Raw genomic sequence first — 23,948 nt, forward strand, 5'->3', positions numbered from 1 at the left:
AATTAACTTTTTATTGATGAAATTTTCAATTTTACCACTTGTATTACTTTTAGCGCTTCAAATTCATGCACAAGATTTTGAATTGAAACCGGGCGATTTAATTTTTCAAACCATAGATTGCGGTCCGTTGTGTAATGCTATTAATGAAGTGACGGAAGGCTACAAAGGTAACGATTTTAACCATGTAGGTATGGTAGTGGGCCAAAGCGGCAAACTTTTAATTTTGGAGGCTAGTGGAGCTGAAGTAAAGCTCACTGAGTTTAATGATTTTGCAAAAAAGAGCCATGCGCCTATGTATTTGGGGAGGTTAAAAAAACGGTTTCGGAAATTCATTCCAGCGGCCATATCATTTGGATTGGAGCAGCTAGGAACGCCCTATGATGATGCCTATGTTTACAACAATGGGAAGTATTATTGCTCAGAGCTCATTTACGATTGTTTTCTGGATGCCAAAGGAAAACCGTTGTTTAAGTTGTATCCTATGACGTATAAAAGTCCAGATTCTGATGAGTTTTTTCAGGTATGGGAAGATTATTTCAATGACAGAAACTTAGAAATCCCGGAAGGACAACCGGGATGCAATCCCGGTGGCATGTCGTTGTCCAATAAAATTAAAATTTTAGGAACAATTTAGGCTTAATCTAAAAATTTGCTTTTCAATTCTGGGGTCGGGATCATGCAGGCTTCTTGTTTGCCATACCATTTGTATCGGTTTTTGGCAATAAAATCGTAAACCCAATTTCTAATAAAGGTAGGTACAATGAAAAATACACCCATTAAATTTCTGGGGAAGCCTAATTTCAAGGCAATTATTAATGCTGCAGTGCTTTTGTAGTCAATGCCTTTTTCGGGACTGTAAAGTAAAACAGAATCGGTTTTTGAGGTATCGATGTTGAATTTTTTAATAATTTCTTTACCGGTATCGCTTTGTAATGCTGTAAACAAAAATAAATTGTTTTTGTCGTATTTTATAACATACTGAACACTGCTGTTGCACAGGTTGCAAACACCATCAAAAAGGATTAGGTTCTTGTTTTTTGGGATGTTTATCATAGTAATATGTCATTTACGAGGGATGAATGACCGAAATGTTTTTTTGAATTATAACTGAAATTAAACAGATTGTCACGCCTATAAGGCTCGCAATGAACATACAAATATACAGCATTACAAATTATTTAAAAAGCTCGTTAAGTCGGTTTTCTTGTCGAGTTTAAGTTTCTTCTTCAATCGGTATTTGCTTTTTAAAACACTGTCGGGCAGTACGTTTAGCATTGATGCGATTTCCTTTGTGGATAGGTTCATCCGTAAAAAGGAGGCCAGCCTGATTTCCTTTTCAGAAATTTCGGGATAAACCTCTTTTAGCTTCATGTCGAAATTATTGTGCACCTCGGTAAAGTACGATTTGAAAACTTCCCAATCTTTGTCCTCGGCACTTTCCTTTTTCAGAAGCATTACCAGTCGCTTAAATTCAATTTTGAACAGTTCGGGCGATTTTTTAATTTTTTCGAGATTGTCTTTCAGTTCTTGGATAAAGGTGTTCTTTTGCACCAAATGAAGCGTCTGTGAGGCCAATTCCTTCTTTTTGAAGGCTATTTCCTGTTTGTAGATTTCTTCCTGTTTTTCACGTTCAACCTGGTTCTTTTTAATACGTTGTTTAAAGCCGAAAAACAAGAGTGCCGATACGGTCACAAAGGTGAACATGCCGCCAGCATAAAGCCCTTTTCTTAAATTTTCGATTTTTATGTTTTGGTTCAGGGTCTTGATTTCCTCTTTCTGCAAAGCGATTTCTGCTTCTTTTTTTTCAGTTTCGTAAATGGTTTTTAGTTCTTCAATTTGTAAAGCTTTTTGTTTTGTAAAAATGCTGTCATTAATTTCGTTGTAGTTTTTGGTATCTAACAGTGCGTTTTTATAGTTTCTTTGTTTTTCGAAGGTTTCAGCTCTGTAGGCTAATGCCATGGATTTTAAACTTATCAACCCTGTAGAATCAGCTAGTTTTATAGCTTGATTAAAGTAGGACATGGCTTTGTTGAAGTCGCCTTTTGCACTGTAAGCATTACCCATTTCGCCTAATGATGATACTAAGTTAGATATTGAATTGTTGGTTTTGTTCAGGGCAATTGCTTTTTTTAAATGGGTTATAGCTTGATTATAATTTCCAAGTTTGGTGTGGCTCATACCCATATTGGAGAGTGCGTTGGCTTGCATGTCTATGACGCCGATTTCTAAGCCAATATCATAAGATTTTTGATAGAGTTCTAAGGCCTTTTTATGATTTTTTAGCTCGTGATGTACATTACCTATATCGACAATAGTATGGCCTTGGTAAATTTTGTCGTTGGTGATATTATATGTTTCGAGAGCTTTTTCTAGAAATTTTAAAGCTTCATTATAATTACCACGATTGGTTTCTATATTTCCTATTTGACGTTGCACATCAGCATCGCGCCATGGCTCTTCTTCAATAGTATCAAGCACCCGTAAGCCTTCAATTGATTTTTCGTATGCTAATTTGTAATTTCCAATTATGCGGTATAAATCTCCAAGACTCGAGAGCCCATTTCCATAGTTTAACCAAAACCCATTCTCTCTATTAATTTTATTGGTTTCTTTGGTTATTTGTATGGCTTTTAAAAAATTACCTTTTTCCTGTTCTAATCCTGCAATAGACGATAGAGTAGAGGCTTTTCGTTGTAAATCTGGATGTTTGTTCCAAACCTCTAAGGATTTGTTATAATAATGATAGGCTGAATCGATATTAAAAGTGAGTTTATGGTAAACCCCAACATGGTAGTATGCAACTCCAACACCCGACCAATATTCTTTTTCCATAGAGAGCATTAAAGCTTTCTGTGCATATTCCAAGCCTTTTTTTGGAGTTGTGTAGATTTCGGCGTAGTATAATTCTTCCAGTATTTTCACCTTAGAAATGCCGTCATCTAATTTTTCGAAGGCGTTTTTTAAACTATCAACTTTCTGTTGATTCTGCGAAATTGAAAATTGAAAACATATCAAAATCAAAATATTGAGAGGGTGTTTGGCTTTCATATATCACGGTTTTAATCTTTACTAATTTAGCTATAAATGCTTTTCCGTGAAAGCTTTATGGAATGCTCAAAATGTTAATTGTCTATAGGTTGTCCATGCTGTTTTTTGAAGTTAGTAAATAATTCACGTTGTTAACATTCTGAAAATCAATTCTTTGTTTTGGTGGTGTTAATTTGTGCAGATACTGAAGTCCATGGTAGAAATGTGTTGGTTCTTAAGGTGTTGTCCATGGTTTGTCCATGCTAAAAATTAGTTTTCGGCTGGGTTTGCCATTAATTTTATCATGTTGAATCACAAAAAACACAAATTATGAAAACACAGCTATTAACAAGCAAAACTGTTTTTAAAGTGATTGCTCTAATCATTTTAACAACATATTACGGATGCAGTAAAGATGAAGTATCTGATCCGGGACCAGTAACAAATCCAGAGGCCACAGAAATTGTAGATTTAATTACAAATTTAAGTTACGATGCCAATGCTTTATTAAATGTAAAGGATACTGGCGGGGCGCCTTCCGAACGTACATTAACACGGGATAATATGACAACAACCTCACCGAGTTTGGGACGTTACCAATCGTGCGAAACCAAAGAATACAATTTAGAATCGAATTTTGATGACGTAGCGATACTTCGGCCAACAAACGGTATTATTTGGCCTGGCGCTTTGGTGGTGGGTAACCAAGGTATGCTTGATGGTATGCCAGACCCCATAACTTTGGGGCGTGCACCTGTTAAACTTCGTATTGATTTGCCCGGCATGGGGGCGCAAGGAAATATTGAGGTGGAAGATCCTAAAAACTCCAGCGTGCAAGCCAGTATTGATGATGCTCTGGAGTGGTGGAATGCTAATGCCTACCAAGAGGGTTACGTAAATGCTTCAAATTCTACATATCAATCCAATACATCGTATTCTTCGAAGCAATTGAGTTTGGATGTGGGGTTGAATATTGAATGGGCCAATGGTTCGGTAGCATCTCAGTTGGAGTACAAGAGTAGCACTACCAAGCGTGTTGCCGCCATGGTTTACAAACAGGTGTTTTATACCGTAACGATGGATACGCCGTCTTCTCCAGCTAGTGTTTTTGGATCCAATGTGACTTTAAACCAAGTGGGGTCGGCCATTAATAACGATACGCCACCTGCGTATATCAATTCGGTATCGTATGGGCGAATTATCATGTTTAGAATGGAATCCACCAATATGGATAAATCCATTGATTTGGATTTGGTTTTGGAATATGCCACCGGAGCAGCGAGTGGTTCGGGTACGGTAAATTCAAAGTATGATGAAGTTTTAAAAACATCGAGTATCACGGTAGTGACCATTGGCGGTAATGCCGAAGTGGCTTCGGAAGCTGTTAACGCCACGGGTTTTGCTTCATTAAAAAATATCATTACGGGTGAAAATGCAGTGTATAGTCGAAACAATCCAGGGGTGCCCATTGCTTATACGGTAAGGTATTTAAAGGATAATACGTTTGCTAAAATGGGGTACACCACAGATTATACCATTGAAGATTGCAGCACAAAAGATTATGTGCACAAAAACGTGTATTTGGATAATAATTATGGTACTGATGCCCGGTTCCGATTGGCCTATAAAGAAAAGGGAACACAAAATTTAAAATACACTAGTTGGAAAAAGTTGAGTAGAAATGATACCAAAATAGGAATAAAGCCACCAAACGGTGCGCATGGTGTAAAAGTGCAGTTTGAGTTTTGGGACTTTGTTTGGAAATCTTTGGGAGAGTATAGCTTGGGTTATGTCAGCAAAGAAAGGACATACGAGGTGTATTGCTCTAAAACAGTCATTGTGTGTACTCAAGTTTCGGTAAGGGAAAAATAACGATTCTTTAGGTTCTCAAAGTATTTTTGCAGTCGGCATCTTAAGTTGTGGTTCATCAACTTGGTGCTGGCTGTTATTTTTTTACGGCTTCCACCAGCTCCAATTGGTCTAAACTCACGTTTGTGGTGAACATGCCGTAATTGACCACGGCTTTGTTTTTTTCAATTTTATCGATGCTGCCAATGGCGCGCCCGTCTTCCATGCGCACACGGTCTCCCACTTTTAAAATGTGTCTGGGCTTTTCGCTTTTGTTGTGCTCAGTGGCCGATTTTTCGGCTTTTTTCTTCTTGCGGATAACTTCAACCTTCTTTTTTACTTCTTGCTGGACTTGCTTCTCTTTGGCTTTTTCAACGCGTTTTTGTTTGGCTGAAACCCGTTTGCGTTTAGAGTTTTCAATTTGTACCAATTTGAAAAGCTCGGACATTAATGGTTTTTTTTGCTTGTTCTCAAAATACTTTTCAGCCAGGTCGTTTACCTTTTGTCCCAAGTAAATAAGGCGCTGGTTGCTATCGTATAATTCTTGGTAGCTTTCCAGTTTCTTTTGAATTCTGTTGTTGATTTCCTCAAGTTTGTCGGCTTCCTCAATTTTTTTCTTTTCGTTGGCTTTTAGTGACTGGCCTGTTTTTTCAAGTTTGGAACGTTCTTTTTGAAGCTTTGCAATGGTAGCATCAAAACGTACCTTACTGCGCTCAATTTTCTTCTTAGCCCTGTTGATTAAGCTGTACGGAATACCGTTTTTCTGTGCCACTTCAAAGGTGAAGCTACTTCCGGCCTGACCGATAACGAGTTTGAACAAAGGTTCCAAAGTGCGCTCATCGAACAACATATTGGCGTTGAGCATGTGCGGCATTTCATTGGCCAATATTTTTAAGTTGGAGTAATGGGTGGTAATAATACCGAAGGCTTCACGATGGTAAAATTCCTCTAAAAAGGTTTCGGCCAAAGCACCACCCAATTCGGGGTCACTCCCCGTACCAAATTCATCGATTAAAAACAGCGTGTTTTTATTGCACTTTTTCAGGAAATAATTCATCTGTTTTAAGCGGTAGCTGTAGGTGCTCAAATGGTTTTCGATGGATTGGTTGTCGCCGATATCACTCAGCACCCTATCGAACAAACACACCTTGCTACGCTCGTGTACAGGAATAAGCATGCCGCTTTGCAGCATCACCTGAAGCAGCCCAACCGTTTTTAAAGTGATACTTTTTCCGCCGGCATTTGGCCCCGAAATCACAATAATCCGACTATCGTTTTCTAGGGTAACCGTTTGCGGAAAGGTTTTTTCGTGCTTTTTTAAGTTGTTCAAATACAATAACGGATGGTACGCATCGCGCAGATACATGCTTCGGTCTTCCGAAATTTCAGGAAGAATAGCATCCATCGATTGGGCGTATTTCGCTTTCGCGGAAATCACATCGATGTTGATTAAAAACTCCTGATAATCTTTCAAAAGCGGTGTAAACGGACGGATAAAATTGGTGACTTCCTTTAAAATCCTAACGATTTCCTCGCTTTCTTCGTATTCTAAATTGTTGAGTTCGCGGGTGTGCTGTATCGTGGCTTCGGGTTCAATATATACAATGCTGCCCGTTTTGCTGCCGCCCATTATCGAGCCTTTTACCTTTCGGCGGTACATGGCTTTTACGGCCAAAACACGCTTGTTGTCCACCACCGTTTCGCGAATGTCGTCCAAATATTCCAGTCCGTGGTACATATTGAGTGCCGTTGCGAAACTGGCGTTTATTTTTCCTTTTACCTTGTTGATGGATTGGCGCAGTTCGTAAAGCAGTTCGGAGGCATTGTCTTTTATATCGCCAAAGCGGTCGATAATAGCATTGATTTTCTCAATAAAAACCTTGGTGACTTCAATATGCGAGGCGAAGTCGTTTAGATGTGGATAGTATTCTTCAAACTTTTTTAGAAAAGTGACCAACTCATTAACAGTGGCCGACATGGCTGTAATTTTTTTTAAACCATGCACATCCAAAAAAGTGTTTTCAATCTTTAATAGCTTGATTTCTTTTGAAATAGTATCGAAACTGTGGTTGGGAATACGGTTGTCGTTATAGAAAGACGATACGTAATCGTTGGTTAAATTCAACGAAAAAAGGAGTTGTTCCTTGGTTTTATAGGGTTCAATTTCAAGCGCTTTTTCATTTCCAAGTGGGGTAATGCAGTGCTCGCTAACCTGTTGTAAAACGGTTGGGAATTCTAAATCCTGTAATGTTTTTTCGTGAATGTTAATCATGGTTTCTTCGTCCTCAACGTACGTAAAGGTTGCAAAGTTAATTAATCTCGCCGAGATGTTTGTCCATAAAAATTATTCTTAATAAACCGTTAATTAACAGTGCTGTACGTTTCTTTAACATAACGATAACATCCAAGTAGCGGTTTTCTCCATAACTTCAACACTATCAATCAACAAACAACAGTAATATTTAAGCTCAACCAGAAATGGTTGGGTTTTTTTCTGGAATTAGCTTATGTAATTCCAAATATTTTTGAATTTGCTGAGTTGCTTGTAAGTGTGCAAAATCACTCGGTTTTCGTCTTTTGAAAGGCTTGGGTCTTCGTTAATGGTCTTTTTGGCGAAATGTCTGGCAGCCTGCAAAATGTGTTTGTCTTTTACGATATCGGCAATTTTGAGATTGAGCACGCCACTTTGTTGGGTGCCCATAATATCGCCGGGGCCACGGAGCTTCAAATCCACTTCGGCAATTTCAAAGCCATCGCTGGTGTTCACCATAGTTTGTAATCGGGTTTTGCTATCGTCGCTCAGTTTGTGTCCGGTCATTAGAATACAATAGCTTTGTTCTGCACCACGGCCCACACGGCCGCGCAATTGGTGGAGTTGCGACAGCCCAAAACGCTCGGCACTTTCAATAATCATTACTGAGGCATTCGGTACGTTAACACCCACTTCAATTACCGTTGTGGCGACCATAATTTGATTTTCGCCCTTAATAAACCGTTGCATTTCATAATCTTTATCTTCGGGTTTCATTTTACCATGAACGATGGAAATTTGATAATCAGGCATGGGGAAATCTCTCGAAATACTTTCGTAGCCGTCCATTAAATCTTTATAATCCATAGATTCGCTTTCCTGAATCAGTGGATAAACAATATAAACTTGCCGGCCTTTGGCGATTTCATCTTTTACAAAGCGGAATACATTCAAACGGTTTTTGTCGAAACGATGCACCGTTTTTATGGGTTTTCGTCCTGCCGGCAATTCATCGATGACCGAAATATCCAAATCGCCGTAAACCGACATGGCTAATGTTCGTGGAATGGGTGTCGCCGTCATCACCAAAATATGGGGCGGGATGGGAGCAGAAGCCCCTCCAACCTCCCCAGAAGGGAGGCTTTTCAATGCTTTCTCAATATAGCTTAAAACATTGTCAATGTCTCCAATGACTTGTTCGTTGGTAAAACGAATAACTTTAAAGCCGATTTCATTGAGTATTTTGGTTCGTAAATTATCAGCTTCTTTTTGTTCTATGGTGTTGTGGTAGCCGCCATCAACTTCAATGATTAAGTTTTTTTCAAGGCAAACAAAATCCACGATGAATTCGTCAATAATATGTTGCCTTCTAAACTTAAATCCAAGTTTTTTAGTTTTTAAATGCTCCCATAAAATACGCTCGGCTTCGGTAGTGTTTTTTTTCTTTTCTACTTGTAAATCCTTTAATAAACTATAAGTTGATGGCCGTGCCGTCATGTATTTTTGGCGTACCGTTTTAGCTTCCTCCCTTTGGGAGGATTGAGGTGGGCTTTGCGGTCCTTTATGCCACAATTTGCTCCTTTGGGCGACTCCAAAACGATGTTGTTCATCAATAATGGCGAGCCCTAAATTATGGAATTTCACCTTATCTTCAAGCAGGGCATGGGTGCCCACAATAATCTGTAAATCGCCATTTTCTAAATTTTCATGAATAATTTTTCGTTCTGAAGTTTTAGTTGAACCTGTTAATAGCGAAATATTGATATTTAATGGTTTACATAATTCATATAATCCATTGTAGTGTTGAACTGACAAAATTTCAGTCGGTGCCATTAAACACGCTTGAAAACCATTGTCAAGGGCCATGAGCATTGACATGAATGCTACTATGGTCTTTCCGGAACCCACATCGCCTTGCAAAAGCCGATTCATTTGTGCCTGACTGCCTAAATCTGACCGAATTTCTTTTAAAACCCGTTTTTGTGCATTGGTTAAATTAAAGGGTAAATGCTCCTTGAAAAAGGTGTTAAAATAGTGTCCCACGCTTTCAAAAGGCAAACCTTTTATTTTGCTTTTGTGCAATCGGTTTTTAATAATCAATTGCAGTTGAATGTAAAATAACTCTTCAAATTTTAACCGGAATTGTGCCTTAGCGAGTAGCTCTTGACTTTTTGGAAAATGCACATTAAAAAGCGCTTCACTTTTCGATATTAATTTTAATTCTTTTCGAATAGGTTCCGATAAGGTTTCATAAAAACGGCCCTTGCTTTCAATAAAGAACTGTTGAATTATTTTTACAATTACCCGATTGCTAATGCCTCTGTTAGACAATTTTTCGGTTGAAGGATAAACCGGCTGCATGGCCGAGCGGATGTTTTTTTCATGCTCTTCCAACGATTCCATTTCGGGGTGCGGCATACTAAATTTGCCATTAAACCAGTTGGTTTTCCCGAAGGCTACATAAGGTTTGTTCAACTTTAAACTTTCCCGAATCCATTTATGTCCGCGAAACCAAACCAGTTCCATGGTGCCTGTATCGTCCTGAAAGGTCGCTACCAAACGCTTTCCGCGTTTTTGGGCCACTTCCTTAAAGCTAGTGATTCTCCCAATGACCTGAACATCGGCGTTGCTTTGCTGTAATTGATTGGTTTTGTAATATCGCGTTCGGTCGATATATCGGTTGGGAAACAGATTGATTAAATCTTGATAAGTATGTATGCCAAGCTCCTTGCGCAACAAATCGGCGCGGTTGGGGCCAACCCCTTTTAGATAATCAATGGGCGTTTGAAGGTTAACAGACATGAGGGCGAATTTACGTAATTCAAATAAAATATTTTAAACCTCCATTTGTTCATTTCAAGGTGTTCTAGCTTAAAAACCGAAACATTTTAGCCAATATTTCTTTTTCATTGGTTAAATTTGGCGTCTTTAAAGGATATTTAAGTTTATTGACCAATGAGAAAGCTGAACGAATTTATTTGGGAAACACACGGTATTCATGCGGGAACGGAGCAGGATCACGTTAAACACGGTATTGATAAGTTAGAGGATATTATCGATAAAGCCATTGAAGCTGGCAATCCAAGCATCACGTTTATTATACATTCGCCGCGATTGACCAACTTTAGGTACATTGCCGAGCGCGATACCAATGTGAAGTTTATCCGCGGAAACCGTTCTTACTTAAATTATCCGAAGCGCATTGCCAATCTGCGTAAAAAATACGCTGGACGTATTAACATCAAATACGGTGTGGAGTTGGAGTGGATGGGCCCCGATTTGGGCTTGCAATGGAGCCGTTCTAAAATTTTTCAGGCTGAAGATGCCGATTATGTAATCGGCTCGGTGCATTTTGCACCAGAGGGCTTGCCTTATGACGGGTCGAAGGAAGAAGCCGAAGAATTGCTGAAAATGCGCGGCAGCCTTGAAGCTTATTGGGAAGGTTATTTTGATGAAATGATTCAAATGATTGAATGTTTTGGGGATATGATCCAAATTATCGGTCACATCGATTTGCCAAAACTGAATGTGGATATGCCCGAATCTTTGGTGAATTTTGAAACCAGTGCACATCCGTTGGCCAATAAATTCCGTACCCTTTTGGAATTGATTGCCGATAGAAATTTATCACTCGATGTAAACATGGCCGGAAAATTTAAAGGGGTGGGCGTGTACCCAACCCAGAGTATTTTACGCCGTGCAAGAGAGCTTCAAATACCAGTTTGTGTGGGTACAGACACCCATCACGTGCGTTATTATGGTTTGAATTACAAAGAAAGTTTGGAGTATATCCAAGAGGCGGGTTACGAAAGCTATGTGAGCTATTCGAAGTTGATTCCCGAAAACCGAACTATTTATGACGACCACGAGTTAAAAGTAAAATATACCATTTTAAATAAAGGGATTGAGTTGTTAAACCAAAGGTTGGACGATACCCATCGAAGAATCATACCCGATTTTTCTTTTGGAGGCTCATTTACCGAGTTTTTAGATCTGTATAAGAATTCAACCGGAATGGGCGATTATAACGCCATTAGAATCCGGAAATGGGGCAAATCCATCACGGTTACCGATGAGGCTCCAAAACGGCCAGAAAGAAAGGTTAACGGACTGTTTTCTGAGCATTTGGATATGCCGGGTGTAATTTCTTCGTTATTTAATACTTTGGCTTCCGAAGGCATTAACGTTGAAACGGCTCGCTTAAAATCCAATCATGATGGTACTGCCGAAGCTTTCCTTTCTATTGATAATAAAAATGGAAACATTCAAAGTGCCATTGACTTCATAAACGGCACCGATTCAGGGTTGTTCAAAAAACTGACTTATAAAGAAGACGCTTTATTGCCGCAATATAACAACGGTGGTGTTTATTTGTTGGAAATGGACGGTGTACGCTTGAATTTAGGACTGAGCGAAAAGGTCATTTTAACCAAGCACCACAATGCTCCGGGGGTATTGCTGATTTTATTGTCGGCCTTAGCTTCAAAAAACATCAACATTAAAGATTTAAGGTTGGGAAAAATGAACGATGTGGGCTATTCTGCCATTGCTATTGATGGCGATAGCAATGTGGTTAGAAACCTGCTCACCAAATTGGGCGACCAATACTGCGAAGCAAACTTAATAGAGTTTCATAGTTTCTAGTCGGGAATTTTTCTTTTTTGGACTAATCTTTGCTATCTTGAAACGCATGAAACGTTTTGGTTTTTTGCTGAACTTTTTTGTGGCCTGTTCTTGGGGACAACAGGTTGATATTGTTGATTTTAAATCGGCTTATGTAAAGATTTCATTTGCACCTGATTCTTCACGTGTAAATGGAATTGTTAACTATCGGTTTGAGGTTTTAAAGCCGATAGATTCCATTTTTTTGGATGCGATTAACATGAGGTTTTCTGAGGTTTCTTTGGATGGAGACCTCGTTAGGTACAGCAACAACGGAGCGCAAGTTTGGTTTAAAAATCATTTCGAAGCAGATAAATTCTATCAGCTCAGTTTTAAATATGTTGCCCAACCTAAAAAAGCCTTGTATTTTATCGATTGGGACACTTCGAGTGAGCCTAACGTAACGAATAACAACAAGCAAATTTGGACTCAAGGCCAAGGCAAATATACTAGCAATTGGTTGCCCTCCATTGACGATATGAACGATAAAATCGAGTTCGATTTATCCATCAATTTTGAAAAAGATTTTGAAGTTGTCGCGAATGGCAAATTAACTTCTAAACAATTAAACGACTCAACAGCAGTTTGGCATTACGATATGAAACACCCCATGAGCAGCTATTTGGTGGCTTTGGCTATTGGCAAATACCATAAAAAGGTGGAATATTCAAAAAGCGGCATCCCGCTGGAAATGTATTATTACCCTGAAGATTCGCTTAAAGTGGAGCCCACTTACCGATACACCAAACAAATGTTCGATTTTTTGGAAGAAGAAATTGGTGTGCCGTACCCTTGGCAAAATTACAAGCAAGTTCCGGTTAAGGATTTTCTGTACGCCGGTATGGAAAACACAAGCTGCACTATTTTTTCGGATGCTTTTGTGATTGATTCCGTTGCATTTGCCGATAAAAACTATGTAAACGTCAACGCCCACGAATTGGCGCACCAATGGTTTGGTAATTTGGTGACCGAAACGTCCGGAACGCACCATTGGCTTCAAGAGGGTTTCGCCACGTATTACGCTTTGCTGGCCGAACGCGACGTATTCGGCAAAGATTATTACTATTGGCAACTTTATGAATACGCCCAAGAATTATTGGAGCAGGATAAAGCGGGAGGAAGTACCTCATTGTTAGATCCCAAATCGAGCAGTACCACGTTCTATAAAAAAGGGGCCTGGGTGTTACATTTACTCCGTGAAAAAGTGGGAGATGGGGTGTTTAAAGCAGCAGTAAAAAATTATTTGAAAAAGCATCAGTTTAAGAATGTAGAGACTGATGATTTTATAGGCGAAGTTGAAAAGGCTAGTGGTAAAGATTTGGATGGGTTTGTTGATAAATGGTTAATCTCAAAAAAGCTGAATTATGTTGAAATGGAAGAACAGCTTGAACGGAAATCGAAATATATACGAGATTATTTAAGTATCGATTGTGAATTAAACTGTTACAAGTTTATACGAAAATCTAAACATGAAAAACTAAGGATTAAAATGGTCACTCAATCCATGCACCCACCTTATAAAGAACTAAAGAATATTGAAAACCTAAAAGTGCGACAAGCTATAGCACAGACTAACTCTAATTGGTTAAAAGGATATAAAGAAGATTACGAAACTCTTTTAAATGACAAATCATACATCACCATTGAAGCGGCCTTGTTCAACCTTTGGAAAAACTTTCCGCAGGAGCGTGCTAAATATTTAAACCAAACCAAGGGCATCATTGGGTTCAATGATAAAAATGTGAGGATTCTTTGGCTCACATTAGCTTTACTCACCGATGATTTTGAGCCCGAAAACCAATCAAAATACTTAAAAGAGCTGACAGACTACACCAGTCCCAATTACGGATTTGAAACGCGGATTAATGCTTTTCAATATTTAATCCAAATTCAAGCCTGCAACGACAAATGTAAAGCACATTTGCAACAGGCTACAACACATCACAATTGGCGTATGGTGAAGTTTTCAAAATCGCTTCAAAGTGAAATAGAGCAATAATTGTTCTATGGGATTTAAAAGAGAATTCTTTCTATTTCCTACGTTCCAATCGCGCCGGATCTCTACAAATCAAACAACCCGCCAAATAGGTAATCGAAAGCTCGTAAACGCCATCGGTTCTTCCTATTTTCGTCGTGTTAATATCATATGAAAATCCGAAACGCAATTGGTCAAATTCCAAGCCCACGAAAGCATTCACCGAAGTGAGTAAATGGCTATTGCCTTCGTTTTTCGCGGGATTGGTAACGGCCATAAGTCCTAACATTAATTTTTCTAATTGAGCGGTAACACTGAGGTCCAACCGGTTGTAGAGGCCTTGCTGCATGTAATTGGCCGAGAGCAGCAGGTCGTTATAATCATAATACGGAAACTTATAATTGGCATGTATCGAATAAAAAATATCCAACGGCACATTGCCATTTTCCACAAACGAAATATTGGGTTTGTTAAGGTGTTTTATAGAAGCCCCGAGCCATATTTCGCTATCGTTGTATATATTCTTTTTGTCGAAAACAAAGCCCGTTGTAAAATCCAAAAAGTTGATTTTTCGATTGGCATTCATGGCATAAGGGTCAGAGGTACTGCCGCTTACCGTTCCGGCATTGATATTAATCTGGTCGGCCAAAACCAAATTGCTAAAGTTGAACGATTTCGACCCGAAACCCACTTCAATAGCCGGACGAAAATACCAATCGTTAGCTAATTTCACATGATAGGCAAAATTAACGTTGCCTTGTAAATGGTTGTATTTTGAATTGTTTTCGTGCTGATTTAGTATACTGAATCCAATGCCACCCACATTTTCCACCCAAGTGTTATAAAAGGCGTAATCAGTATCTACCCGCAAATCGAGGCTGGGCCATTGCGTGCGGTGTATCAAACCAAAATACGACGCTTCCTCAAAACCCGAAAAACTTGGGTTTAAAGTTTCGGGCACCAAAAAATATTGGGAAAATAAGGGGTCTTGGGCATGGGCTTTTATAAAAAAGCAACAAAGTAGGAGTAGGGTGTGTGGTTTTAAAATCATTTGTGGTTGCTTATTTAATGGATACAAAGGCGCCTTTTTGGGTAATGGTTTTTCCGTAAAACGTTTGTCCGCTAAAGGTGAAATAATAATTACCGTTTTCGGCCTCATTGTCGTTCACTTTGCCGTCCCAACCTTTTATGCTGTCGCCTTTTTCAGAATAAATTAAACTGCCCCAAGTGTCGTAAATATTAAATTCCATGTTACTTAATGCAATGGATTCTGGTGCAAAAAAAGCATTCATATTATCGTTGTTAGGAGTGAAGGCATTGGGCATAATCAGGCTGTATCCTTTTTCAATAACCAAAGTGCTCTGTTTGGTGTACACGCAGCCAAAAGGGTAGGTAACGGTTTGCATCACCTCGTAACTCCCCTCGTTAATGTAGGTGTGGCTAGGGTTTTCTTCGGAAGAGAAGCCTCCATCGCCAAAATCCCAGGCTACGGAAATATAGTCGCCATCGGCTTGGTTCGAGAACATTATCGGGTCTTCAATAGAGTAAAACCCGAAGGAACTATAAGCACTCGAAGTGATGTTGAAATCGGCATCGCCCAGTTCGGGAATATCAACGTTATAAGAAAAATTGGCCATGCAGCCCAAGCTGTCGGTAACATCAATAGAAACCAAGCCGTTTGTTGAGGTACTCATCCGTTCTCCGTTGGTACCGCTCACCGTTCCGCTGGACCATTGGATGCTGTATGGCGGAACACCTCCAGAAACTTGGGCGATAAACGATTGGTTCACTTCGCGGGTGTCGCAGTTGAAATCCGTTTCGGTATCGACATTCAAAGTTATCGGCTCAAAACGATTGATGTCCCAATCACCAGAAATCTGACAATTATTGGCATCGGTTACCGTAACGGCGTAATTGCCCGGTGGGATGTTGTTTAAATCTTCGGAAGTCGCTCCGTTAGACCATGAATAGGTAAACGGCAAAGAACCACCCGTAACGATTAAATTGATGCTTCCGGAGTTGGCTTCGTCGCAGTCCAAAGCGTCGGTAGTGTTGGCCGAAAGGTTTAATGCCGCCGGTTCGGTAATGGTGAAGGTTTCGGTGATTTCGCAGGGCGTACCGTCGGTAATGGTAACGGTGTAGGTGCCCGGGCCAATATTGTTGCGTTCCACTCCCGCCGTTGAATCGTCGTCCCAAACAAGATTTACGGGGTCTATGCCGCCTTCCAAATTCAAAATAATGCGTCCGTCGTTTTCACCAAAACAGGATACGTTTTCAACCATGGGCGAAATCCTAAAAATGGGCGCTTCGTCAATAATGATTACGGCTTTTTTTTCGCAATTGGTATCGTCGGTTACGGTTATGGTGTATGTGCCGGCCGAGAGATTGGTTTGCGACATGCCCGATCCCAAATTGCTCCAGGCCACTTGGTACGGTGGGTTACCGCCAGAAATGTTGTTGATGGTAATCGAGGCATTGTTGTCGCCGTAACATTCAATTTCGGTGGTGCTGTAATCAATTATGATTTCATCGGTTTGGGTTAAAATCACTTCTAGAGTATCGATACAGCCCGACCTGTCGGTTACTGTTACATTATAGGTTCCGGCAAACAAAGCGGTTAAATTCTGAAGGTTGCTGGTGAAACCGTTCGGACCTGTCCACGAATAGGAATAATCAAAATTGCCGGGAGATGTTTCAATCGTTCTTCCGCCAGTAACCGAAATGTTGATTTCGCCAGTAGCCTCTCCAAAGCAAATAATATCGACTTGATTTACTAAACTGACACTTAATTCCGAAGGTTCAATAATTGAAAAACTTTGGGTAATGGGCGTACAGTTATTTGCATCGGAGACAGTAATCTCATAAGTTCCCGGAGCCAGGTTCGTTAAATCTTCCAAGTTTGAAAAGGCACTACCGTTTCTGGTCCAATTGTAGGTGTACGGTGGTGTGCCTCCCGAAATGTCGATACCAATGCTGCCATCATTCGCTCCAAAACAGGAAATGGTTTCGGGGTCGAAATCAATATTGCTGAAAATAAGTTCGTCGGGTTCAGTAATGGTAAAGGTTTCCGTGAACGGGCAACCACCATCATCTAAAATATCAACCGTATAATTACCCGGTGCTAAGTTTAAAATATCTTCATCGGTGCTTGAAAAACCATTTGATCCACTCCAAGTAATTTGATACGGATTTCCGGCAGAAAACTGTACACCTCCAGTAATTTCGATTTCCAAAGCACCTGAATTTGCCAAATAACAATCGCTGTTGGTTTGCGTGGAAGTAATGCTAATAGAGGGATTGACGGTAATGGTAACATCAAAAGTGTTGCCCACACAGTTGCCCGAAGTGGGCGTAACGGTGTAAGTAATCGTTGATGGCGAGGTAGTTGTGTTTGTCAGCGTTTGACTGATACTGCTTTGCGGATTGCTTTCAGCTGAAGCACCAGTAATAGTGCCAGCGGGTGAAATCACTGGGGCAGTCCATGTATAAGTAGTGCCTGCCGGTGTAATATCGCCGTTGGTATTGTCGGGTGAAATATTGAAAGCGTTTCCGCTGCAAATGGTTGCTGATTTCGGACTGATATTCGGCGTTTGGTTGATGGTGATTTCTGCCGTGTTTGAGGTGATTTCGGTACAGCCACCCGATGAAAAGGTAACAACAGCATAATAATAAACCGTTCCAATTGTTGCTGAAGGCGGAGTGAAACTGGTGGCGTTTTCCCCAGAAATGGCCGTTCCCGTAGTGTTGTCGTCCACCGTGTTTTTATACCATTGAATAGCCGGTGTGCCCACACCGTTTGCATAAGAAAAGGAAAGCGGATTGATGGTTTCGCCAAAACAATACACCTCTGAAACGGGTTGCGAGGTGATGTTTGGGGCAGCGTTAACGTTTACTTCGGCCACATCGCTCACAATACCACATCCGGCAACGGGTTGGGTGATTTCAACATAATAATAATAGCTGCCAACGGTATCGGTCGGTGGGATAAAACTGCTGTTCATTTCCCCAGAAATAACCGAACCGCCCGTATTGTTGTTGTTGGTATTGCTGTACCATTGATAATTATAACTGCTACCTAATCCGCCGGAAACTACAGCTTCGAGAGTTTGGGGCGTAATACCTTGACAAAGGGTTTGCGTGGCCAATGGCTGTGTGGTAATAACCGGGTCGTCCACGACTGTAATTTCAGCGACATCGCTGGTAATACCGCTGCAGCCACTTCCGTTTAAGGAAATTTCAAGGTAATAAAAATAGGTGCCCGAGGTGGTGAAGGTTGGTGGTGTGTAATCTATATTTGTCGCTCCGGTAATGGCCGTGCCGCCCGTGTTGCTGTTTGTTGTGTTTGAAAACCATTGATACGAAATGGTGCCTGTACCTCCCGAATGGCTTACGGTTAAAGGGTTTGGTAAATTGCCGCCAACACATAATCGTTGCGTAGGTGTGGGGTGGGTGTCGATTTGAATACCTTCTACAACCTCTATTTGAGCTACGTTTGAGGTGATTTCGTCACAACCAGCTCCTGAACTAAACGAAACTACAGCATAGTAATAGTTTGTACCAGTTGGCGTATTTGGCGGAGTATACGTTGGATTGGTTTCCCCAGTAATTAGGGTGCCTCCAGTATTGGAGTTTGAAGTGCTTTTATACCATTGATATGTGGGGGATCCGGAGCCACTAACGCTGACCGATAGTAGTGTAATGGTGCCATTTTCGCAAACCGATTCCGATTGTGGTTGACTGGTAAATTCTGGTGCCGGGTTTACGGTTAATGTAAAAATTACCGGAGCACCATCGCAGCCATTTAACGAAGGGGTTGCAGTATAAGTAACATCTTCTGAATTTGTATTGCTATTGGTTATGGTTTGAACAGGAATAGTGTTGGAGTTGCCTGAAGTGATAAAACCCGTAACTCCAGTTGGGGCCGATGCCGTCCACGAAAACGTAGTGCCGCTAAGGTCGGCAGTTAAATTGATTTCTGTAGTATCGGTACCCGAACAAATGGTTTGATTTAAATCGGTATTGGTAATCGTGGGAACGGGGTTTACCACAAAATTTTCAGTTGAAGTGGTAGAACCACAGCTGGTGGTGACTTCAAGCGAAACCTGATAATTGCCCGGAGTAGCATAGCTTATAATGCCGGGGTTAAGCGTATTGGACGTAGCTGGTGTACCTCCGGGAAAACTCCAAATGTAAGTGGGTGTTTCAGTACTAGGTGCACAACTATTAACAGTGGCCGTAGGGTTAATAGATACAGAGCCACAAGCATCATCAATAGAAGCTAAAGTTACCGTTGGCGGCTGTTTTACTTCAATAGTTTGCGAAGTACTGTTGCTTCCGCAGGAATTGGTAACGGTTTGTGTAATGGTATAGGTTCCCGATGTTTCAAAATTAAAAGAAGGTTCGGTGGAGTTTTCATCTGTTCCGTTGGTAAAACTCCATTGAGCAGGGGCGGTGCCACATAAATCGGAAGTATAGCTAACATTCCAAAGATACGTTTCATTTCCGCAGCTATTGGTCAAATCGACCGTGTTTGTAGTTGTAACGGCTAAAGGCGAGCAGCCATTAGTAGTGTTTACATTAAAACTTGGGTTGATTTCTGGTTCGATGCAAATCGTGTTCGTTATGGTGTTAGTGGTGCCACAAAAGTTTTGTGAATATAAGGATATGGTATAAGTGCCGGGAGCAGTATAAGTATGCGAGGGGTCTCTTAAATTAGAGGTATTCCCATCGCCAAAATCCCAATAGTATCCTGCATTTGTATCGCAATTTTGGTTATAACCAGCCGTAGAGGTGTTGTTGAATTGAACGGCTCTGTTTACACACCCTGTCGGTGGGTTTTCAAATGCCACATCTGGTTTTTTTAGTATAATTATGGGACCTGCAGTTAAATTGGTTTCCCCACAAGAGGTGGTAATGTATAATACTACGGTATAGCTATAATTTGGACAATTGGATTCGGTGTAAACATGAGGTATTGGAAAATTTTGTGAGTTTGCCGGGTCTGAACTATTATAATAAGGAGAAGCTTCCAGTTGTTGCTGAGAATAATTAACTGTTGTGCCATCGCCGTAATCTACAAAATAATTGGTGTCTGGTGGGTTGGAGCCCCAAGAGCCAATAGCAAATTCTAAAGGGGCGATTGGTGTACAGAGGTTTACGGTGTTACCGGGGCTGATGATGGCGCCCGTTGGGTTACTTGAATTTTTTATTAAATAGGTTACAGTATTGTCACAATTAGAGCCATTACCTGTAATGCTCATGTTGTAGGAGCCCAGTTGGGCGTAGGTATGGCTAAGTGGAAATGTTACATTGGTTTCTGTATTACCGTCACCCCAGTCAATATCATAAGAGGTTATGCAGTTTCCAGTGGATCTGTTACCAACGTTTATAGTATAGGCAGGGTTCGAAGTGTTGTTTCCGCAGTTATCAAAAGGAGGTGTAAAATTAGCTTCGGCATCAATATCGTAAAAACTTAAATTCGGTTTTTCTTGTACAGGTACGGTTTTGGTTACGGTTGTGCTTTCATTGTTAGCATCGGTTACTGTTAATGAGACGTTAATATCTCGCGTACCACAGCCTAATGCATTAAATCTATGTGATGGGTTTTCGCTCGCACTGGTGCTTCCGTCATCTGCAAACGTCCATAAATATTTAAAGGGCCCATCTCCACTTACTGTAGGCGAAAAGTTTACTTGGGTTCCAGAGCAGGCACCGGTATTGTTAAACGTAAAATCTACTACGGGTGGAGCAAAAGGTGCTGAGTTGCTTCGGTGTGTTTTTTCTAAGTTATCAATATTAATAATGCTGTAAGCATAGATCGAGGTGGTTATTATGACGGTAAAAAACAAAAAGGCTGAAAGAAAAGGATGCTTCTTCATGTAAAAGAAATATAGTTAATAGCAAAGACTAAAATAAATATTCTTTTTAAAGGCTTGTTAAAATTTATCAATTAATGGTTAAACGGGAAGAAAAATACCGTGTAATGGTCATTAGCTAAGTCAGTTGACTCAAGTTAGAAGTATTTGTGTTGAAATTCATAAGAAAATAATATATTTAAGGTGTAACTAAACCAATTTGACCCAAATTTAATGAGAGCATTAGTGATTTCCGGAGGGGGTAGTAAAGGCGCTTATGCCGGGGGCGTTGCCCAGTATTTGATTCAGGAAGAGGGCAGGGATTACGATTTGTTTTTGGGTACTTCAACAGGCAGTTTGCTCGTTCCGCACTTGGCAGCTGGTAAAATTGATAAAATTCACCAAGTTTTTACCAACGTAAACCAGAACAATATTTTTAGTGTGAACCCATTTGTGATAAGGAAAAAAGGAGATAGGGAGTTTGTTTCCATTGATTTTTTTAACTCACTCTGGCAATTTATTAAAATGAAGCGCACGTTTGGCGAAAGCAAGGCCTTACGGAAATACATCAGAAAGCATTTTACTTACGAAGAGTTCAATTTGATCAAGGAAACGAAGGAAGATGTGGTGGTTACCGTTTCCAATCTTTCTAAAAACGGCGTGGAGTACAAATCGATAAAAGATTTTGATTACGAAGAGTTTTGCGATTGGATTTGGATCTCCTGCAATTATATTCCGTTTATGTCGTTGGTCACCAAAAACGGATTTGAGTATGCCGATGGCGGATTGGGCTGCGTAGTGCCCATTCGTGAAGCGATTTTAAGGGGCGCTACCGAAGTTGATGCTGTGATTTTAGAATCAGAAAACATGGCGTACAATAAGGTGTTGGGTAAAAATCCTTATTCGTTAATGATTAACTTATTTGGGCATTTGTTGGATCAAGTGGAGCGCAGCGATATCATTATCGGTAAATTGGCAGCCAAAAATAAAGGTGTAGACCTAAATCTTTACTACACGCCCTCTAAACTCACCGAAAACTCATTGATTTTCAATAAAAAATTAATGACCGAGTGGTGGCAGCAAGGTTATTTTAATGCCAAGAAAAAGTGCCAAGAGGCACGTTCTAACGAATTAAGAATAGGCTAATAGTTACCATAGTTCGGCCACCTCTTCCTTAACAAAAGAAAGCGCGGCTTCGCTGGGCGAACGGCGTTCCATCATTTCGGTTAAAACCACCTCACGGAGTTTGTTGGCCGTATCGGTCTTTTCCAGCATTGCGGCTTTTCTTATGAGCTGAATAGTAGCGTTTTTTGCCGTGGTAATGATGTTCCAACATTTGTCGCTTATGTAGATTTGCTGCGATAAATTATGTTCAAATTCTTGTTCGATATTTTGAATCAATAAAGACTCATAATCTTCTTTGCTGGAGGAAGTTGGTTGTACACGAATTAATAATTTAGACGGCGATATACGCTCCAAAAAAAGAGCCATGCGTTCGTAGGCTTGTAATCGCAGCGGCATGGCATTAACCTGTAAATCCTTTTTGAGTAAAAATCGTCTGCGACCATCTTCGTTTTTGGTATGTTCCCTAAAAAAATAATAGGCTATTAATCCCGTGATTAATGTGGGAATGGCATATAAAAATAAATCTATAATTCGGCTGACTTCCATTTTCGGTTAAGTGTTTTTTGGTGGTGTTTCATATGGTTTTCCTCCCAAATATAAACAATCTTTTAAATTTTGCATGCCACTAAAAGGCACGGGTGTTTTCTCGTACATGTAGGTTTTTTGCAATTCTTTTGATAGGTTATGGTCATCTACATTCATTTCAATATCCCGCATGGTAAACTGGCAGGGGTGTTCGTAACCAGCAGCATGGGTAATCTCAATAAATTCCTTTCTAAAGGTTCTAAAATATTGTGCCAATCTGGCTGATTTCAAAGTGGGGTCAATACCACTTTGCAGCCATTTACTTTGTGTGGCCACACCGCTTGGGCAGCGGTTGGTATGGCAAATTTGTGCTTGTATGCAACCAATGCTCATCATGGCTTCACGGGCTACATTTATACAGTCGGCACCCATAGCAAACGCCATAGCGGCTTTGCCGGGAAACCCAAGTTTACCACTGCCAATAAAAACAATTCGTTCGGTTAAAGCATGGTTTTGGAACAGTTTATATAAATCACTAAACCCGTATACCCAAGGGAGCGAAACATGGTCGGCAAAACTAGGAGGGGCAGCCCCTGTACCGCCTTCACCACCATCAACGGTAATAAAATCCGGACCTTTTCCTGTTTTTAGCATGATTTGGGCCAGTTCTTCCCATTGCTCCAATTTTCCGATGGCGGCTTTTATGCCTACTGGAAGACCCGTGGCTTCGGCGATGTCTTCAATAAAATCGACCATTTCTTTTACATTAGAAAATGCCGAATGATTGGGTGGCGATAACACATCCTTGCCCATTTCAACACCTCTAATTTTAGCAATTTCATTAGATATTTTTGCGCCAGGCAAAACACCACCTTTTCCAGGTTTGGCACCTTGCGATAATTTGATTTCAATGGCACGGATAAAAGGATTATCTTCTACAAGTTTTACCATTTTGTCCATGGAGAAATTGCCGTTTTCGTCACGTACCCCAAAATAACCTGTACCAAAATGAAAAATAACATCGCCGCCATAACTATGGTAGGGCGATAGGCCGCCTTCGCCCGTACTATGGTATGCGCCAGCCATTTTTACGCCTTTATTTAAAGACTCTACGGCTTTTGCGGATAGTGATCCAAAACTCATGGCCGAAACGTTAATAATCGAAGCCGGGCGATAGGGCTTTTTCCGTTTGTTAAATTCACCCATAACTTTGGCACAGGGTAAAAAGGTTTTATCGATATGGTTGGGGTGGTCTTCTGTAATTTTAAAGGGCATCATGGCATTGTTGATGAAAATGTGCTGATGCTCGTAGATATCGCGGTCAGTGCCAAAACCTTCGTAATTATTTTCTTTTTTGGCTGAAGCATAAATCCATCCCCGTTCAATACGATTAAAAGGGAGTTCTTCGCGGTTATTGGCCACAAAATATTGGCGCATTTCAGGGCCAATGCTTTCCAAGAGATAGCGCAAGTGCCCAACAATGGGGAAATTGTGGCTAATGGTGTGCTTTTTCTGGAAAAACACATCCCTAATGGCTACTAAAGCCAAGGCAATTAGAATCCACATCCACCATGAAATTTCAGAAATAAATTGTAAAAAAGAATCCATATTATTGAACGGTAATCAAGTTTGAGAAGTAAAGATATTTAAATTTTATTGTTATTGAAGTTTTGAACGTATA

13 protein-coding genes are annotated in these 23,948 nt (G+C 40.4%); 5 read left to right on the forward strand and 8 right to left on the reverse strand.

Annotated features, from left to right (window positions below; all coding sequences use genetic code 11):
- Positions 1-16: 16 nt before the first annotated feature.
- Complete coding sequence (locus HC176_RS07890) at positions 17-634, forward strand: YiiX/YebB-like N1pC/P60 family cysteine hydrolase (RefSeq protein WP_167917653.1); 618 nt, start codon at positions 17-19, stop codon at positions 632-634.
- A gap of 2 nt (positions 635-636) precedes the next feature.
- Here the strand turns inward: HC176_RS07890 and HC176_RS07895 are convergent, their stop codons facing one another.
- On the reverse strand, positions 637-1,053 hold the full coding sequence (locus HC176_RS07895) for a thiol-disulfide oxidoreductase DCC family protein (RefSeq protein WP_167917654.1): 417 nt from the start codon (positions 1,051-1,053) through the stop codon (positions 637-639).
- A gap of 114 nt (positions 1,054-1,167) precedes the next feature.
- On the reverse strand, positions 1,168-3,048 hold the full coding sequence (locus HC176_RS07900; protein WP_167917655.1) for a tetratricopeptide repeat protein: 1,881 nt from the start codon (positions 3,046-3,048) through the stop codon (positions 1,168-1,170).
- A 309-nt stretch (positions 3,049-3,357) separates the two neighbouring features.
- On the opposite strand from HC176_RS07900, the gene HC176_RS07905 reads away from it, so the two are divergent.
- Complete coding sequence (locus HC176_RS07905) at positions 3,358-4,899, forward strand: thiol-activated cytolysin family protein (protein WP_167917656.1); 1,542 nt, start codon at positions 3,358-3,360, stop codon at positions 4,897-4,899.
- Between the two features lie 73 nt (positions 4,900-4,972).
- On the opposite strand, the gene HC176_RS07910 is transcribed toward HC176_RS07905, so the two are convergent.
- Positions 4,973-7,147, reverse strand: coding sequence for an endonuclease MutS2 (locus HC176_RS07910; protein ID WP_167917657.1), 2,175 nt, complete (start codon positions 7,145-7,147; stop codon positions 4,973-4,975).
- Between the two features lie 228 nt (positions 7,148-7,375).
- Complete coding sequence (locus HC176_RS07915) at positions 7,376-9,928, reverse strand: DUF559 domain-containing protein (RefSeq protein WP_167917658.1); 2,553 nt, start codon at positions 9,926-9,928, stop codon at positions 7,376-7,378.
- Positions 9,929-10,081: 153 nt separating this feature from the next.
- Between HC176_RS07915 and HC176_RS07920 the strand changes: the two genes are divergently transcribed.
- Together HC176_RS07920 and HC176_RS07925 are read left to right on the forward strand one after the other, a co-directional pair.
- Entirely contained in the window at positions 10,082-11,770 is a 1,689-nt protein-coding gene (locus HC176_RS07920) for a histidinol-phosphatase HisJ family protein (protein WP_167917659.1), read from the forward strand.
- 46 nt (positions 11,771-11,816) lie between these two features.
- On the forward strand, positions 11,817-13,787 hold the full coding sequence (locus HC176_RS07925) for a M1 family metallopeptidase (RefSeq protein WP_167917660.1): 1,971 nt from the start codon (positions 11,817-11,819) through the stop codon (positions 13,785-13,787).
- 31 nt (positions 13,788-13,818) lie between these two features.
- Here the strand turns inward: HC176_RS07925 and HC176_RS07930 are convergent, their stop codons facing one another.
- Together HC176_RS07930 and HC176_RS07935 are read right to left on the reverse strand one after the other, a co-directional pair.
- Positions 13,819-14,814 carry a PorP/SprF family type IX secretion system membrane protein gene (locus tag HC176_RS07930; protein WP_167917661.1) on the reverse strand — a complete coding sequence of 332 codons (996 nt, stop codon included), beginning with the start codon at positions 14,812-14,814 and terminating at the stop codon, positions 13,819-13,821.
- Positions 14,815-14,824: 10 nt separating this feature from the next.
- On the reverse strand, positions 14,825-20,641 hold the full coding sequence (locus HC176_RS07935; RefSeq protein ID WP_167917662.1) for a PKD domain-containing protein: 5,817 nt from the start codon (positions 20,639-20,641) through the stop codon (positions 14,825-14,827).
- 210 nt (positions 20,642-20,851) lie between these two features.
- Between HC176_RS07935 and HC176_RS07940 the strand changes: the two genes are divergently transcribed.
- Positions 20,852-21,763, forward strand: a complete 912-nt coding sequence (locus HC176_RS07940) for a patatin-like phospholipase family protein (protein ID WP_167917663.1) — start codon at positions 20,852-20,854, stop codon at positions 21,761-21,763.
- A 3-nt stretch (positions 21,764-21,766) separates the two neighbouring features.
- Here HC176_RS07940 and HC176_RS07945 read toward each other — a convergent pair whose 3' ends face one another.
- Together HC176_RS07945 and HC176_RS07950 are read right to left on the reverse strand one after the other, a co-directional pair.
- On the reverse strand, positions 21,767-22,288 hold the full coding sequence (locus tag HC176_RS07945) for a DUF7935 family protein (RefSeq protein ID WP_167917664.1): 522 nt from the start codon (positions 22,286-22,288) through the stop codon (positions 21,767-21,769).
- A 6-nt stretch (positions 22,289-22,294) separates the two neighbouring features.
- The gene (locus HC176_RS07950; protein ID WP_167917665.1) at positions 22,295-23,875 is read right to left on the reverse strand and encodes an FMN-binding glutamate synthase family protein; all 1,581 of its coding nucleotides are present in this window, start codon (positions 23,873-23,875) and stop codon (positions 22,295-22,297) included.
- Positions 23,876-23,948: the final 73 nt, after the last annotated feature.

The sequence above is a fragment of the Tamlana crocina genome (assembly GCF_012037625.1).

Coding starts and splice junctions, on each gene's coding strand:
- HC176_RS07890 (WP_167917653.1), top strand. CDS start 17: ATGAAATTTTCAATTTTACCACTTGTATTACTTTTAGCGCTTCAAATT.
- HC176_RS07895 (WP_167917654.1), bottom strand. CDS start 1,053: ATGATAAACATCCCAAAAAACAAGAACCTAATCCTTTTTGATGGTGTT.
- HC176_RS07900 (WP_167917655.1), bottom strand. CDS start 3,048: ATGAAAGCCAAACACCCTCTCAATATTTTGATTTTGATATGTTTTCAA.
- HC176_RS07905 (WP_167917656.1), top strand. CDS start 3,358: ATGAAAACACAGCTATTAACAAGCAAAACTGTTTTTAAAGTGATTGCT.
- HC176_RS07910 (WP_167917657.1), bottom strand. CDS start 7,147: ATGATTAACATTCACGAAAAAACATTACAGGATTTAGAATTCCCAACC.
- HC176_RS07915 (WP_167917658.1), bottom strand. CDS start 9,928: ATGTCTGTTAACCTTCAAACGCCCATTGATTATCTAAAAGGGGTTGGC.
- HC176_RS07920 (WP_167917659.1), top strand. CDS start 10,082: ATGAGAAAGCTGAACGAATTTATTTGGGAAACACACGGTATTCATGCG.
- HC176_RS07925 (WP_167917660.1), top strand. CDS start 11,817: ATGAAACGTTTTGGTTTTTTGCTGAACTTTTTTGTGGCCTGTTCTTGG.
- HC176_RS07930 (WP_167917661.1), bottom strand. CDS start 14,814: ATGATTTTAAAACCACACACCCTACTCCTACTTTGTTGCTTTTTTATA.
- HC176_RS07935 (WP_167917662.1), bottom strand. CDS start 20,641: ATGAAGAAGCATCCTTTTCTTTCAGCCTTTTTGTTTTTTACCGTCATA.
- HC176_RS07940 (WP_167917663.1), top strand. CDS start 20,852: ATGAGAGCATTAGTGATTTCCGGAGGGGGTAGTAAAGGCGCTTATGCC.
- HC176_RS07945 (WP_167917664.1), bottom strand. CDS start 22,288: ATGGAAGTCAGCCGAATTATAGATTTATTTTTATATGCCATTCCCACA.
- HC176_RS07950 (WP_167917665.1), bottom strand. CDS start 23,875: ATGGATTCTTTTTTACAATTTATTTCTGAAATTTCATGGTGGATGTGG.